The 16,821-nt window shown below is 40.9% G+C and carries 10 protein-coding genes; 6 read left to right on the top strand and 4 right to left on the bottom strand.

Translation table 11 applies throughout. The features are described from left to right. Positions 1 to 16 precede the first annotated feature (16 nt). Positions 17 to 1,264, top strand: a complete 1,248-nt coding sequence (locus WA338_RS13360) for a sugar isomerase (RefSeq protein ID WP_009779741.1) — start codon at positions 17 to 19, stop codon at positions 1,262 to 1,264. Between the two features lie 107 nt (positions 1,265 to 1,371). Further along, positions 1,372 to 2,583: a glycosyltransferase gene (locus tag WA338_RS13355; protein ID WP_009779742.1), complete on the top strand. Its 1,212-nt coding sequence runs from the start codon at positions 1,372 to 1,374 to the stop codon at positions 2,581 to 2,583. 85 nt (positions 2,584 to 2,668) lie between these two features. Here WA338_RS13355 and WA338_RS13350 read toward each other — a convergent pair whose 3' ends face one another. From WA338_RS13350 to WA338_RS13340, 3 genes are read right to left on the bottom strand one after another with little or no spacing between them, the layout of a single operon-like run. Continuing rightward, the gene (locus WA338_RS13350; RefSeq protein WP_009779743.1) at positions 2,669 to 4,192 is read right to left on the bottom strand and encodes a cellulase family glycosylhydrolase; all 1,524 of its coding nucleotides are present in this window, start codon (positions 4,190 to 4,192) and stop codon (positions 2,669 to 2,671) included. After that, positions 4,189 to 5,406, bottom strand: coding sequence for a hypothetical protein (locus tag WA338_RS13345; RefSeq protein WP_009779744.1), 1,218 nt, complete (start codon positions 5,404 to 5,406; stop codon positions 4,189 to 4,191). The genes WA338_RS13350 and WA338_RS13345 overlap by 4 nt, the downstream gene beginning before the upstream one ends. Continuing rightward, entirely contained in the window at positions 5,403 to 8,504 is a 3,102-nt protein-coding gene (locus WA338_RS13340; RefSeq protein ID WP_009779745.1) for a membrane protein, read from the bottom strand. Before WA338_RS13340 ends, WA338_RS13345 begins: the two co-directional genes overlap by 4 nt. A 187-nt stretch (positions 8,505 to 8,691) precedes the next feature. Here WA338_RS13340 and WA338_RS13335 point away from each other — a divergent pair, with 187 nt between their 5' ends. Next, positions 8,692 to 9,504, top strand: coding sequence for a dolichyl-phosphate beta-glucosyltransferase (locus WA338_RS13335; RefSeq protein ID WP_009779746.1), 813 nt, complete (start codon positions 8,692 to 8,694; stop codon positions 9,502 to 9,504). A 76-nt stretch (positions 9,505 to 9,580) separates the two neighbouring features. Here WA338_RS13335 and WA338_RS13330 read toward each other — a convergent pair whose 3' ends face one another. Then, positions 9,581 to 10,333, bottom strand: coding sequence for an NUDIX hydrolase (locus WA338_RS13330; protein ID WP_009779747.1), 753 nt, complete (start codon positions 10,331 to 10,333; stop codon positions 9,581 to 9,583). A 268-nt stretch (positions 10,334 to 10,601) separates the two neighbouring features. Between WA338_RS13330 and WA338_RS13325 the strand changes: the two genes are divergently transcribed. The 3 genes from WA338_RS13325 (at position 10,602) to WA338_RS13315 (ending at position 16,798) form a co-directional block, all read left to right on the top strand. After that, positions 10,602 to 12,035: a sulfatase family protein gene (locus WA338_RS13325; RefSeq protein ID WP_009779748.1), complete on the top strand. Its 1,434-nt coding sequence runs from the start codon at positions 10,602 to 10,604 to the stop codon at positions 12,033 to 12,035. A 145-nt stretch (positions 12,036 to 12,180) separates the two neighbouring features. Continuing rightward, positions 12,181 to 14,430: a TonB-dependent receptor gene (locus WA338_RS13320; protein WP_273004806.1), complete on the top strand. Its 2,250-nt coding sequence runs from the start codon at positions 12,181 to 12,183 to the stop codon at positions 14,428 to 14,430. Positions 14,431 to 14,440: 10 nt separating this feature from the next. Further along, positions 14,441 to 16,798, top strand: coding sequence for a beta-glucosidase (locus WA338_RS13315; RefSeq protein WP_009779750.1), 2,358 nt, complete (start codon positions 14,441 to 14,443; stop codon positions 16,796 to 16,798). Positions 16,799 to 16,821: the final 23 nt, after the last annotated feature.

Raw genomic sequence — 16,821 nt, 5'->3', positions numbered from 1 at the left:
CTCCAAATCTGCCATTATGATAGCGATACCTTTTGTCAAACAGAAAATTTCTGCCCAACAGATTTTTATGCTAAGTGCCTTGCTGGTAAATACCGGTAACTACGCTTATAACTTACTTCTTGGGCGCTTGCTTGGCCCTGAAGCTTTTGCCGATGCTGCGATTTTAATCACCTTATTATTGGTGTTGTCGTTTGCAGCGATGACGTTTCAATTGGGTACCGCGCGCTTCATCGCACTGCTCGAAGAAGAAAAGCAAGGCGCATTTCTAAAAAAGATCAATAGATGGAGCCTTCGTATGGGGTTTGCGACAGGACTTGTCTTTGTGTTTTTTGCAAGCTTCTTTCAAGAAGTATTACAAACCTCCTCATCAATGATGTTTGTGGTTTTTGGCTTGTCTGTTCCGTTCTATTTTGTGATGAGTATCAATCGCGGGATCTATCAAGGAAAACAGGAACTGCTAAGCTTATCAAAAACCTATCAGATCGAAATGTGGAGCAGGTTACTGCTTACGTTTTTATGCATCTTATTATTTAAAGAACAGCCTGCCATTGGTGTAGCACTGGGAGTGAGTTTGTCTATTGTAGCGGCACAATTTCCCCGAGCAAAAACCATCAAAACCGATCAGGAAACATTAGATCGCCAATCTACAACTGAAGTCCTCAAGTTTTTATCGATCACAGCACTTTATGAAGGAACACAAATTCTTATCAACAACAGTGATATTATTCTTGTAAAGCATTTCTTTGAACCCTATCAAGCAGGATTGTACGCCTCGTTGGCATTAATAGGACGCGTGGTGTATTTCGTAGCCTGGATGTTTGTGATGCTGTTGCTTCCGGAAGTGGTAAAGAAGAAAAAAGCAGGAACACGTACCACAAAGATTTTATGGAAATACGTGGGTTATATTGGGCTACTTTCGGCAAGTATTGTGGTGGTGTGTTTCGCTTTCCCCAAGATGATCGTCAATTTGATGTTTGGGCAGGCGTATCTCGAAGTAGCGCATCTTTTAGGCCCTTATGCCTTAGCTACCGGACTTTTTGCAGTGGCAAATCTGTTTACCTATTACTTCTTATCGCTGGGTAAATACCGGCCTGTATATTTTAGTCTGGTGGGTGGCGCTTTACAAATAAGTGGCGTGCTCTTGTTTCACGACCAATTGTTGCACGTGGTGTTGGTACAAATTGCCACGATGCTTGTACTTCTTCTGGTACAAGTGGTCTATTGTTTTAAGGAAGAGGGAGTTAGATTAAGTGTTAACCGTTAAACGCAAGTAAAGTACCATTGGTCTACACTAGTCTTCGATCAAACGTATTTCGCAAAAACCAGCTTTATTTCTTTTCATCTTTGAATCAGAATTAAAAACCAAATCAAATGAAACTAGCACTTGTAACCGCATTTCCGCCCAGTAAAGTAACACTCAATGAGTATGCTTACTATCTGGTGCGCGCTTTTAGAAATCATCAGGAAATTGAAGAGTTGATCTTACTTACCGATGTTGAGACCGATGTAGCAGAACAGTACCTTGATGTTTCAGGATGTAAGGTAAGCGTGAAAAAATGTTGGAGCTTTAACAGCTACAACAGCTTTCCCGGAGTTTTAAAAGCAATACGCCAAACCAAACCAGACGCTGTACTTTTTAATCTTCAGTTTATGAAGTTTGGAGATAAAAAGATCCCGGCTGCTCTCGGACTTATCTTACCCGGAATTTGCAAAATGATGGGTATTCCTTCCGTAGTATTACTACACAATATTATGGAACAAGTAGATCTTTCTGAAGCAGGTATCACTCAAAACAAAGTACTTCAAAAAGCATACAATTTCATCGGAAGCGCACTTACGCGTATCCTTTTACAAGCAGATTTTGTTGCCTTGACGATCAGTAAATATGTAAGCATACTTGAGGAGAAGTACCAAGCAAAAAATATAGGATTAATTCCCCACGGAACGTTTGAATTGCCTGACACCCCTAATTATAATGTTCCTCAAGGTCCGCTGCAAGTAATGACTTTTGGCAAGTTCGGAACTTACAAAAAGGTCGAAATGCTTATTGAAGCAGTACAACACTTGAGAGCGACAACAACGCTAGACCTGGAGATCGTGATCGCGGGGACTGATAATCCTAACGTAAAAGGCTATTTAAAACAGGTAGAACAAAAATATGCACATGTAGAACAACTGCGTTTTACAGGTTATGTGGAAGAAGCAGAAGTGCCTCGCTTATTTGAAGAAGCTGCTGTAGTTGTTTTCCCCTACACTTCAACTACCGGCAGCAGCGGGGTATTGCATCAGGCAGGAAGTTACGGCAAAGCGGTTGTCATGCCAGACCTTGGAGATCTGGGTATTTTATCACGAGAAGAAGGCTATCAAGCCGAGTTTTTTGAACCGAACAATAGTAAGGATTTGGCAGAATCCTTAAAGGTTGTTCTCGAAAATGAAGCCTATCGTGTGGCTATGGGCATGGCCAACTATCAAGCAGCAACCGCTTTGCCTATGTCCTGCATCGCAGACAAATATGTAAACGTCTTTAAAGAAATAATGCTTTCAAAACAAGTTAAGACCTCTAAGACTTTGATTTCAGGATAGTGTCCCTTCACCCTCTTTGATTTGGTTGCAAACCCCTCTTGCTCTCCCTAAAGCATTTGGGGTTTCTTTTTGCTTGCTGGTGAAGTTATTTTAAGGCTTTAAATAGAGTAGCAGCTTCTTTTGATTCCCCTTGAGAGTCTAGGATACCGAATTTCTTTTGAGGCGCTCTGCGCCAGGGCAGTCGTCCTACCACTGCTGTGGGTACTTCTTCAAAATCATAGAGTGTCCAGAACGCAAAATGTAAGTTATTAGATTTTAAAATGGGTAAGATACGCTCGTAATAGGTTGTTTGATCGTTCTCGTCATTTCCGAAAGGTTTCCAGAGGCCTGAATATGTTGAAAGGCCAAATTCCTGCAACATGATAGGCTTGCTCGTGTTTGCTTTCAAGTCTCGATAGGTTTCTTCAAAGTCTTCAAGCTCTTCGTAATAATGAAAACTTACCACGTCTAGCTTTTCTTCTAAAATTGTGGCCGCTTTTGCTTTAGACCAACCAATGGTGACCGGAGTTTCAGGGTCAAGCTGTTTGAGATGCGCAATATGATTCTGAAGCCAAAAGGTGACTTGGTCTTTTCCTCGATTATCAAAATCGAGATCGGGTTCGTTTTTCAGATCCCAGGCCAAGAGCGCAGGATGTGCTTTGAGCGCAGAAATAATGCTTCGAGCATGTTTAAACGTATTTGGCGTATCTAAAACGGAATAATCTCCATAAAAATCAAAAAGGGTAACGATCACTTGAAGTTCGGCATCTTGCGCCAGATCCATGAGCTGTTTCAGTCGGTTTAGCTTTTCGGGATTTACTTCCGCTTTGCCAAAATCTTCATAACCTACAAATATACGCAGGGTGTTGAGGTTAAGTTGTTTGATTTTTTCGAAATCAGCTTGTATACGTTCCGCTTTAAAAAGGGTGTCAAACGTATTCCAAGGATGTTCTTGAGGGTAATAGTTCACGCCTTTAATCCATTGCGGAAGTCTTTTTAAGGATGACTTTTGTGCTGAAGAATCCTTTGCTTGCGGAATAATGCGCTCCTGATGCCTAATGCGCCAAAAGCCGTCTTCGAGCAGCATAACCACGCGGTAGGCTGAAGTATCTCGAGTTTCCAGCACGAGTTTTTCTTGGTCGTAAATTTGTTTAATTTCAAAAACAGCCTCATCTCTAAAACTGATGAGTTGCCCGTCTGCACTGTAAAATTCAAGATAGAGTTCGTGATTGAGGGAAGCTCCTTTTATGAAGGTCTTACCTTTTTTATTCTGAAGAAGAAGCGTGTCAATTTTAGCACGAGCACTTTCGGTATAATAATCAGTAATCCCTGTATTTTCTCCGGTGGCAAGCGCTACTTCACGCACATACCACGCATTTAAATAATCCTGTGCGACACGTTTTTTTGTTGGTTTTTCAATAGGTCGACTAGGGTTGATGCTGTCCTTCCAAACAAGATGCGGTTTATACACCGGTTCGGCTCCCAATGCCAGATTGAGCATCGTACTTTTGTCTGCACCGGTATTGAGGTAGGAAAGAATGTTGCTTATGGCCGCGACCAAAAGTAAATTCAATCCTATAAAAGAGAGAATAAGTAACGCGCGATAGATATTTTTATTTTGATTTTTCAATAGAGGTTTATCTTTTCAATGGTTTTTGAAACTCCCAAAACGGTCACCTTAAGATCATAAATTCCCGGTTTATAAAAGCTTGTGTTTAATTGAAATTCCACCTTTCCTTCTTGTGTTTTTTTCTCAAGCGTATAGGTGCCTTTTGTGGATTTTAGTTGAAGAACTACCGGCGTTCCTTCAGCAAGCAATTGCTGTAATTTACCAGTGAGTGGACCAACTTTTACAACAGCCTTTGTTTCGTCCCATTCCAGAGGGAAAGCATCCAGTGCCGGGGCATATGCTATAGTTAAAGCATTACTTTCTGCAATACCGGTAATAAAGGCTTGTACTTCCCAATTTTGTGCGCGGTTAGGATGTAGGATTTGTGCTTGAGCCACGCCGTTAAGGGTTGCACCTGAGGTTTGCAAAAGTTGGCTGTCTTGAGTTTTAATTACAAAATTGACCAAAGTTGCGTCAGAAATAAGGTTGCCGTATTGATCTTTGATCGTGCCGGTTTTAAACGTCGTGATCTGGTCTGCATCAGCAAAAGGATTTGGACGCTCATACGTTATATTGAAATCAGTCGCTAAATGCGCATCTATATAGATCGTTTGCAATTTTGAGGAACGCTCGTTAAGATGAACAGCCGTAAACATGGTTCCGGTTTTTTGAGGAGAGAACAGGTTTTTCCAGGCAATTCTGTTTTTTACGGGTAATGTTTCGGTTTGTTGTTGCTCTTTAAATCGGGTTGCAAGCGTTAGGGAAGTAGCGTCGGGGAGGAGGTTGTCATAAACGTCGGTTGCCAAAAGCGTTAATTGGGCAAAATCGGCGCCACCAGCCAGAATACGCTGCGGACCTAAGTACGATTCGATCGCTGCAATTTTTGAGGTGTCTGGTTTTATATTCAGGCTACCTTGCATCAATATATTTTTGTTATGAATCAATTTCCAGTCGAGTTTTCCGCTGGCGTTGGCGTAAGGCGCTTGAATTAGAAAGCTTTTCTGTATGGAAGTAGTTTCCGGTTCTAAAACTGTACTTCCTAGAGCGTTTGAAACCAGCAATTTCAAATCTTCAGCTTCGGTCTCAAAGCGTAATTGTACACGATCTTGAGCAACAACTTTTGTTGTTTGGGTAAGCAGCTTTAGAGTAATGGGTTTACGCGCTTGTTCAGGTTTTAAGGTAAAACCAAGCAGCAACACACAAAGGCATAAGATATGTATCAGTTTACTTTTCATCGCGGATTTCCTAAATAATTATTCAATTCAACTTTGAGATATCCGCCATTTTTCAATGCAATATGTGTGGCGTATTGTTGGGTAGACTTTCGATTGGGGATCACTTTTCGGGCGATCTCTTCGTTAGATAAACCATTCACAAAAATCGCTTGCATACGCGCACTGATCAACTCTGTTGCTTTGGGTTGCAATTTCAAATGTACTTCTTGCTTTCGCTGTTGGCGTACGCCTTCCTTTAAAAAATGATGATCTACCCATAGTAGTTGATGCGCTGCATCATAATAGGATAACAACACCTGCGGAATTGTCGCTTGCTGCGTCCCGGGATTGAAAAGTGTTGCTTGAAGCATTTCATCTTCTATCCTGATATCATTAACGACCACGCTCTTATACAAATCGGTATTGGCGACATTTGCCGAAACGTGCAAGTCAAAAGTAACGGGTTTTCCTTCTAATTCAATCGGGGTGAATTGTTCAGGATCAAAAGTGAGCGGTGCGTGTTCGTCGGGTTTTACCCAGGCAGTGCCTTCAAATTCAACTTTAAAGGAGGTTATTTCTTTAGGCATTAGCTTGTGTTTCATTTCATATTTGGCATTAAAAGTTGCCAAAGCCAGATCTTGTGCGTCATACAAAGTTCCTTTAACCGAAACATCTGCCGGAACATTATCAATATTTTGAATTTCACCTACAATTATATAATCGCCATTTACCTTTAAAAGTCGGGCTGAAAGCACCTCCAACACCGGTTGTTTTAAAATGTCTTCGTGATAGGTTTGCTCAGAGGTAATGCGCCTTCTCCCATGATTATAAAAATCGGTAGCATTACTGGTGATGAGTTGGTCTGGCGGTAGATCGAGATCGGGGTTTTTAGGTTTTACATACCATTTTGGGCCCCGCTTTACCAATTCAAAATCCTCTTGTGTAGGAATACGTTCTAAAGGGGTGATCCATTTGGCATAAGCAGTGGCCAACGCACTGGAGTCGGTTTTTTGAGTGATATCGATCTCAATGGCATCCAGTTTTGCATAGCTGTTAAGCAAGCCGTCTGTTACCGCAAATTCTAGCATAAACTGATCTAGCGATTTATCACTTTTGGGATCAAAATAGGAATAGGCGCGCTCGAGCTCTTTAAAATCAATAGCATCAAAATAAGCCTCAAGCACATTTTGTGGAGCAATCTGATCTGCATTTTTGAGGTAGAAGGTGTAAATGCCAAAGGCAAAACAAAACAATACTATGACACCGTAGCCGTGCGCTATAAGAAATAACAAGCGTTTGCGTTTGTTTGAAGTTTTGGCAGCAGCCGAAAAATCAAGCCTCCATCGCATATAGCTGGGCAGTGTAGGTTTTTTGGAGCGCAAAGCCCTAATCCAGATCGATTGAATATTGATCACAAAAGCGATAAGAACCGTCAGCAACGGAATGATGCCCCACATCAAAATTAAAAATACCGGAATGTCATCTTTAGGAATGATCTCGGGCATTGGTGGTACACCGAGTTTTTCCCAAACCATAATGCCATTTTCAAGTAAACCCAAGCGCTGCCAACCTGCAAAATACAGGATCGGATCGTAGAATTTATCGTTTGAAAAAACATATTTAAGATTATACTTTTCAGGAACGGTGAGAAATTGTTGCAGCGAACCAATACCTTCAACCCCTCTGAATTTTGAGTTCTCCAGACGTTCAATAGCGCGCGAAGTCAACTCGGGTAATCTTCGTGCAGAGTGGTAATTCCCGTCTACGGTCATTGCATCGGTTTGTGCCGAAAGCCAGGCGATTTGGTCTCCAAAACCTAGTGGAAGAAACCGCCATTTATAATGTTGATCCTGATTGAGGAAATTTACAATGGGCAACATATTAATAGGATCGGGCTGCGAGGGTCTAAAGTTATTGAGCGTCATCGTAAAGACCGTTGTACCTAAAAACAGACCTGCCAGAATACCCGCCAGAATGCGATGGTATAAACCGCCCAGTTTTGTACTTAAAAAGGTTTTATAGTCGCCTTCTGCAAAGCGATATGCAAATTCTCCAAACAATGGTAAAACCATAATACTTCCCCACAAGGTAAAGCGGTCTAGTGTAAGAATATTGAAAGCATTATCACCCAAAATGATTTTAGGAATAGGCGTGGTGCCACCAGTTCCCAAAATGGTGAGCATCGTCAAGGATAGTCCAAAAAATAAATAGCGTTTACTGTAATACCGGTAGAAAAAGTAAGGCATTAGCAGCAGTAAAATTCCCCACGGAATCAGAAAAAAAACGAGTCCGCTGGAGGTGATCTCTAGAAAATTATCCCGCGACCCGTGTGGAATAGGAACTTGAGTGATGGGATTATTTTTAGTATTGATCCAATAGGGTAGAATACAAACGATAATTAAAAACAGGGCCGAAAAGCCAAAGGCGATCATTCGCTTTAGCAGCCTAAAAAAGGCTTTGAGAAAAACGGGAAAGGTGATTTCTTTCATCGTATTTACTCGGGTTCTGGCTTCATCCATAACTGCCATCCCGATCAGCGGGAAAATGAAGAATACCATTCCGAAAATAGGCGTGACGTGATGGGAGCAAACCGTGACTGCAAGCAGGGACAATGACGTTAAAAAGTATTTTTTCTTTCCGGAGGTCAGCCAAAGGTAAATTTCTGGCAATGCGTGCATCAGGATCGAAACACCAATAATACTGGGCAGTTGACCAAAGATATGTAGGGTTTCTACAAAAGAGGATGAAAATACAGCAAGAATCGCTGCATATCCTGCAGCGTGAGCACTTGCGGTAATGAGCAAAGCGAAGCGATAAACACCGGTGATAAATAGGATCACCCCGATGATTGCTACCGTGAACATCCCAAATTTTAGTCCACCTATCAAGGATAATATGGCGATCGCCTGATGTACTAGTGGTGGATATCCCATAACCGTAAAACCGGTATACCAACTGTAGTTCCAAGGTTCAAACCAATGCGAGGCATAATGATCTGCAAAAAATAAATGGATTAAGGCATCATAGGTGCCTTCAAGTGTAAAAAAGATCCCAAAACCATGAAATACGACCCCGATCAACAGGGCGATTATCAAGTATCTGTTTGGGGTGTTTTTCATGAAATTATAAGATAAGAGATTGTTTGTTTTCTTACATAGCTAAGATAGAACTTTCGATGAATGACTCATCTGTCGACGAACGGTTTTCATCTAAAGTAGCCGTTTAACCATCGAAAATCAAGCATTTAGCCTGCGAGAGCCCGATATGTTTGTGGTGTAATTAATCAGAAACACCAAAACAAATCCTATGAAAACTGCAATCATCATCCCGTGTTATAACGAAGAAAAAAGAATAGATCAAGCGGCATTTAAAGCTTTTATCACGCAATCTGAAAATCATCATTTATGTTTTGTAAATGATGGGAGTAAAGACCAAACTTTAAATGTACTTAAGAGTATTCAGCACGCAAATCCTGAAAAAGTTACCGTAATCGATATGAAACGTAATTCGGGTAAAGCTGCAGCCGTAAGAGCAGGAGCACGTTACTTATACAGCCAGGAAAATGTACAACATATAGGCTTTATGGATGCCGACCTTTCTACCGACTTTGAAGATTTTATGGCTTTAGATCAGACATTAAAAACCAATAAAAACCTCAAAATGGTTTTTGGAAGTAGAGCAAAAGATGATAGCGGAATAGAAAAAGATCCTTTACGCGCGTTCTTTTCTAAGGTGATTAAATTTTGTGTTTTTTTGATACTGGGCCTGCCCATACAAGATACGCAGTGCGGCGCAAAAGTATTCAGTCGTGATCTCGTTCCTGTAATCTATGGAAATCAGTTTTTAAGCAAATGGCTTTTTGATGTAGAAATGTTTATTAGACTGAAGCACCATATGGGCGGCAAGGAGGCGGTCATGAATGCCATTCACGAGCAGGCTTTACAGCGCTGGGTGCACGTAGAGGACTCTAAATTAGGATTAAAAGACTCGCTTGAAATTCCTGTACGTCTATTCAGTATTTGGTTTAACTATACCGTTTGGGCTCCTGCAACACAATTAAATGTAGCTTCAGAAACCGAAGTACTATCTACGGTATACAGTATGCCTGTAGCCGCATAATTTTAAATTTACCCCAAGAAAGGCTCTGGGATCTTTAGGATCCTGGAGCTTTTTTTGCATTAAAAAGTATTGAGATTTACCAGCTTTCTTGCAAACCGTTCTCCAGCGCGACATTGTAATTTTCCAAATTAAAAGAATACAAGTCAGGAGCTTTGTGCGCGCCACCTCTGCGGGTTTCATTCAGTTTCTCTAAGATATTATAACGTGTCATTTTACGATAGAAATTACCGCGATTTAAAGATTTGTCAAGAATGATCTCGTAGAGCCTTTGCAGTTCTGGCATTGTGAATTTCTGTGGCAAGAGGTTTAGTCCGACCGGTTTGTAATTCAAATCACGTCTTAAATGCATTAAAGCATCTTCAATGATTCCTTTGTGGTCCATCATAATTTCAGGAAGTTGTTCTACCGGCTGCCAGGCACACGAATCAGAATACTTGTCTGTTCTAGGGTTCACGGCATCATAGCGAGTTAAGGCATAATATGCGATAGAAATGTAGCGTTGCTTATGCCATAGATCCTCGGGCAATTCGGTAAACGCATCTTCAGAGCGTTGTGTAGCCCCGTAGGTTTTAAACTGACTCAAGAAAATATTTTCGGCCCCGGTACGCTCTTGTAAAATTCTATGCGCACTTGAGTTGATGTTCTCCTCTTTAAATACGTATCCTCCGGGAAGCATCCATTCAGATTTCCCGATCAAACTGGTAAGTAACACGTGTAAATTTTCACCGTCAAAACCAAAAACAACACTGTCTATAGAAATATGAGGCAGGTAAAGGTCTTTATTATTTTCAGACTCAGCCAGAAGGATATCGTGAAGTTTTTGCGACATGAGAATTGTATTAGTTTTTAAAAGTACGCTTTAGCAGATTTATATAAAAATACCCAAAGCTATTTTCAAGCTTTCAGGCAGAATCACCTGTAGTATTTGCAATATTATCATTTAATATTATTCTAATTGCGCATAAACCAAAATCAAAGGCTTTACAATGTTAAATTTTCAATGCTTCATTTTGAATCTTTAAAAATTATTATTACTATTGCTTTAAATTGAAACATTAAAGACCTTTTACGAAAAGGTTATAGGAAAAAAGCAGCAGATGAATACAACAACAGTCAAATTTAAATTAGCGCTTTTTATAGCGATTCTTTTGGGTGGAACTATTACGATTTCAGCCCAGATTGAAGACAAGCCCAATTTTGTGATCATTTTTGCAGATGATATGGGTTACGGAGATCTAAGCAGTTATGGTCACCCAACGATCAAAACCCCAAATCTTGATAAAATGGCGATGGAAGGGCAGAAGTGGACCAACTTTTATGTGGGTTCTAGCGTATGTACCCCAAGTCGTGCAGCCATAATGACGGGAAGACTTCCCGTAAGAAACGGGATGACCAGTAAAGTGCATCGTGTATTGCAGCCTTGGTCAACCAATGGTTTACCTCAAAGCGAGATCACCATCGCAGAACAACTTAAAAAAGGTGGTTACGGAACAGCAGCTTTTGGTAAATGGCATTTAGGAGATAAAGAAGAATACCTTCCTGTAAACAATGGTTTTGATTACTGGTACGGTGTTCCTTACTCTAATGATATGGATATCACTTTAGAGATGAATGAACCTCAGGATTACTGGAATTTCTGGAAGTCAGAAGAGCGTAAAGAAATCAGTAGTTTCAACATTCCGCTGATGCGAAACACAGAGATCATCGAGCGTCCTGCAAACCAGCATACCATAACCAAGCGCTACACGAATGAGGCTATTGAGTACATTAAAGAGCATAAAGAAAATCCGTTTTTTATCTATCTAGCGTATAACCTTCCACACGTGCCATTATTTGCTTCAGAAGAATTTGAAGGAAAAAGCAAACGTGGATTATATGGTGATGTCGTAGAAGAGATCGATCATAATGTAGGTCGGGTAATGGAAGCTCTTAAAGAGCAAGGAATTGCAGAAAATACTATTGTGGTATTCACTTCAGACAATGGTCCTTGGTTAGTAATGGACGAAGAGGGCGGAAGTGCCGGCTTACTCCGTGACGGAAAAGGATCTACTTGGGAAGGTGGTATGCGCGAGCCGGGAATCTTCTGGTCTCCGGGTAACCTCAAACCGGGTATCGTGACAGAATTAGGTTCTACTATGGATTTGTTTACAACCTTTAGTAAACTCGCTGGTGTTGAACTTCCTGACGACCGTATACTGGATGGTGAAGACTTAAGCTCAACACTTTTTGAAGGAAAAGAGAGTCCTCGAGAAACGATGTTTTACTACAGAGGAGACGAACTTTACGCGGTACGTTACGGTTCTTATAAAGCACATTATGTGACGCAATCTGCTTATGCTGAAGATCGTGAGGCGCACGAAACACCATTATTATACAATGTAGATGTAGATCCTTCTGAGAAGTATGAGATATCTGCTAAACATCCCGAAGTGATCACTGCGATCAATAAAATAGTAGAAGAGCATAATAAGAATTTAGTAAAAGGTCCCGATATGTTGAAAGACTGGGATTACAACCCTTTTGGCGGTTAAACTAGTGTGTTAAATCCGGGCTGCTTATAGCAAGTAGCCCCGGATTTTTACGAGAAAATTTTTTCAACACAAACTACAAGGTTTGAATTTTTTTACTCAAATCTGAATGCTTCACCAAGAAGCTATTGAAAATAAAAATTATATAATGAAATTAAATTACAAGAATATATTCAGCCTGCTTTTTGTGGTCTTAGGAGTCGTTTCGATTCAAGCACAAGAAGAGGAAAAGTTAGCCACTCAGGATTCTGTTGCTATACAGCAGGATGTTGTAAAAGATGGTAATGCCAAAGAAAGCGGCAACCGTAATGTGATGCTCAATGCAGAAAGTAATACCGGTCCCAGAGAAGTAAACATCGGCCTACCACCTTCTATAGGCGGAATCACAATTTTAGAAAATAACCTCCCGGTGGTGTATTGGTTTTGGCCAGAAATGTCTACCGGAACCTGGAGACAAAGTGTAGGTCTAGAACGCACCGGTTTGCTTAAAATGGATGGTCTTGCCAATACTATGGGTGATCTTGGCTTTGGGGTGAATTCGTACACGCAAAAAGGGACTAAGGAGTTTAAAGGAAAAGCAAAACTTTCTGGAAGTCACTTTGGCTGGTTTCAGGGAGACATCAATGTTTCAGGGCCTATATCAGAAAGCGGGTGGAGTTATTCTGCAGGTGCATTTGTAAACTTTGATCCGAGTACGTATGATTTAGGTTTCAACAACTATGCAGATCAAACTCAGATTTATCGCATAGGACTTACCAAGCATTTTAAGGAAAATAAGGGGGATATTACATTTGCCTACAAGTATTCTAATTCCTATTCACTCACCAACTATGCGGTTTTTGAATATGGTCCTAACGGGGAAGCCAGAGAACTTGATGACTTTACCATTGGTCGCGATTCCTACTTACCACGAGATGGCAGACTCAAGTTTTTAGATATGGTAAGTGGAGACAACTATTGGGCAGATATGGATGGTCAATCTGCTACTTCAGAAGCACATAACTTTGATATTTTTGGTAATTATCTAATGGATAACGGTTGGAATTTTAAATACTCAACCCGACTTCATATCGCTGAAGCTTCTTTGATGTACAGTGCGCCAATTAGTATTTTTAATGCAGGTGCCGGTAGCAATTTTACGTTTGCAGATACGGGTGAAGCATATACCGGTCAGGTAGGTACCCAACTGGCAATGAATTCTCCCCGAATTCCCACAACCACGCTAATGGGAAGATTTTCAGTAGAAAAACAACTAGGAAACCATGACCTTACGTTTGGAATGCTAGAACAATATTACACGGTCGACGATTACCATTCTAACCGTTCCTTCTTTTTTCAATCTGTAGAGCCACAGCCCAGAAGACTTATAGGAACCAATACCGATGTAGACGGATTCTACAATTACAACGTGGGAGGGGAGTACAACAACGGTTTTGAAAACAAACTCTCTATTTATGGTTCAGATTCCTGGAAGGTTAGCGATCGCTTAAAGTTAGATTATGGACTACACCTACGCTATCATAAAATGAAAGGAGATCATTATACCACTCCAAGAGCTGCGGGCTTAGTACTTGATGAAGCAAACAAACAGCAGTTTGATCACGATTGGTTTCACGTAGCAGGTAAATTTAACGCGACTTATAATGTCCTAAACAATTTTGGTATACTTGGTAGCTTCCTGTATACCGAAGAAAATGGTCTTTTGGGAGATTATTCCGGAGCTCCTTATCCTAACTTGACAAAAAGTAAAAGTCCGTTGGGAGGTCTTGGGGTGTTCTGGAACACAGATTATATCCAGTTGGTTTCTCAAGCGACCTATTTGAACAAGAACAATTATTTACAACGTTTAAACCTTGTAAACCCTAATGATGATACCGAGTCTGTAACCAATACGATCTACTACGATATCCAGACGATAGGATGGACCACAGATTTTGTTTTAAAGCCTTTTAAAGGTTTCAACTTGCATTACCTGATCACACTTCAAGATCCTGTATATAAGAAATTTAATTTCACTGCATTCGATAATGAATACGATTACAATGACAACAGCGTACAGCAGATCTCCAAAGTATTGATGGAAATAGACCCGAGTTATACCTATAAAGATTGGAGATTTTGGGCAAGCTTCAGATATTTTAGTAAGCAGTATGCTAACCTTACTAATGCGCTTTATTTCGCAGAGCGTTGGGAAACCTTTGGTGGTATCAACTACAAATATAATGAGCACATCAGTCTAGGTGCGACGGTGGTAAACTTCTTAAATCAGCGCGGTGCTAAAGGAACCATTAATGGTGCAGAACTTATTACAGAGCCAGACCCGTATTACGGAAGGTTGTTAACCGGTTCTTACATTAGACCATTTACAGTTCAGGCATCAGTAACTATTAATTTTTAATTCTCAAACGATGAAACAGAATATTAAAACAGTAGCCTTGTCGCTCGTTTGTGTATTGGGCGGAATTTCGCTTTCAAATGCACAAAAAGCGCCACAATTAGGAAAAGCTTCTTTAGATGAAGTGATTGCAGCAATGACTGCTGAAGAAAAAGCTGAGTTATTAATTGGTCCGGGAATGCCCGGCTACGCGGGCTTAGTTCCCCTAGAAGGCGAGCCAGACGTTCGTGTTTTAGGTGCTGCCGGAGGAAATGCAGGCATCGAACGTTTGGGAATTCCGGAGACTGTTTTTGCAGACGGTCCCGCGGGATTGCGTATTCAGCCAAAAAGAGAAAATGATCCTAATACGTATTATGCGACAGCATTTCCGGTAGGAACTTCATTGGCTTCTTCCTGGAATACCCAATTGATCGAAGAAGTAGGAAAAGCAATGGGAGAGGAAGTAAAGGAATATGGCGTAGATGTATTGTTGGCACCGGCGTTAAATATTCATAGAAACCCGCTTAACGGAAGAAATTTTGAGTACTATTCTGAAGATCCTTTGGTTGCCGGTAAAATTGCTTCAGCGTATGTGCGCGGAATTCAATCGCACGATGTGGGGACTTCGGTGAAGCATTTTGCTGCAAATAATCAAGAAAGCAATCGTCTTTCTGTAAATGCACACGTGAGTGAGCGTGCTATGCGTGAGATCTATCTACGCGGTTTTGAGATCGCCATAAAGGAAGCCAAGCCTTGGACGATTATGACCGCTTATAATAAGATTGATGGCACTTACGCGTCTGCAAGCAACGATTTGTTAAAAACAGTCTTAAGAGAAGAATGGGGTTATGAAGGTTTAGTAATGACCGACTGGTTTGGTGGTTATCCGGGTTTTGAGACCATCACTGATACTACGAGATCAAGTGATGTTGTCGCACAGCTAGAGGCAGGTAACGACCTGATGATGCCGGGAACTGTAGCTCAAAAAAATGCATTGATTAAAGCGCTAAAAGATGGGAGTATTGATGAGGCAGCTGTAAACGCAAGCCTAAAACGTATTTTGAACTACATCTTAAAAACGCCTACCGTTGCCAAATACAAGTACAGCGATAAACCAGACTTGAAAGCGCACGCTGAAGTTACCCGAAACGCTGCTACCGAAGGAATGGTGTTACTGAAAAACGAAGGCGATGTATTGCCATATACCAACAAATCTGGAACACTTGCTGTTTTTGGCGATACCTCCTATGATTTTATCGCAGGTGGAACCGGGAGTGGTGATGTAAATGAAGCCTATTCGGTTTCTTTGATCGAAGGTCTAACCGGAGCCGGTTATCAGATCGATACCGATTTACAAAGCGCGTATGTGCCTTTTGTAAAAGAAATGACTGCAAAAGAAATGAAGCGTCGTGAAGAAAATGGTGGTTTATTGGCAGATGTGCAACGTATTCCTGAGATGCCTTTAGACAAGGATCTGTTGGCTAAAAAGGCCAAGGCTTCTGAAGTTGCCGTAATTACCATTGGTAGAAACGCCGGAGAGCAACACGATAGAAAAGTGAGTAATGACTTTTACTTGGGTCAGGATGAGGTGAAAATGATCAATACCGTATCTGAAGCTTTTCACGCAGAAGGGAAAAAAGTCATTGTGATCTTAAACATTGGCGGCGTGATCGAGACTGCAAGTTGGAAGGATAAAGTAGATGCCATTCTATTGGCTTGGCAAGCCGGACAAGAAGGAGGAAACTCTGTAGCCGATGTATTTTCGGGAGTAAAGAATCCTTCAGGTAAATTGACGATGACCTTTCCTGTAGATTATAACAATCATCCATCTGCAGCCAACTTCCCAGGTTTTCCTGCACACGATCCTAAAGAGGTATTTTATGAGGAAGGAATTTATGTAGGATATCGTTATTTCAACACGTTTGGTGTTAAACCATCTTACGAGTTTGGTTTTGGACAATCGTACACGACTTTTGAATATGCAGATCTAAAATTGAGCACAACGCGTTTTACAGACGAACTTGAGGTTTCAGTAAAAGTGACCAATACCGGAGCTGTGGCAGGAAAAGAGGTTGTGCAAGTATATGTTGCTGCTCCTGCGCAATTAGCAGATAAACCTTCAGAAGAATTGAAGGCGTTTGGCAAAACCGAAGTATTAGAGCCGGGACAATCAGAGACGCTTAGCTTTAAACTTACTGCTAAAGATCTGGCTTCATTTATCGATGCGCAAAGTGCCTGGGTTGCAGAAAAAGGAACCTATACCGTTAAAATAGGAGCTTCTTCTCTAGATATTCAACTTAAAGAAGATTTCACGATAGCAGAAGATATCACTGCTGAAAAAGTGAATAACGCATTCGACCTTGATGCTGAAATGGAAACCTTAAAGAATTAATTCAGCATATACTAATATACTAT

It is taken from the genome of Leeuwenhoekiella sp. CH_XMU1409-2 (assembly GCF_037029365.1).
GTDB lineage: Bacteria > Bacteroidota > Bacteroidia > Flavobacteriales > Flavobacteriaceae > Leeuwenhoekiella > Leeuwenhoekiella blandensis.
Note: the sequence above shows the minus strand (reverse complement) of the source record. Positions and strands in the feature narration are given on the sequence as shown.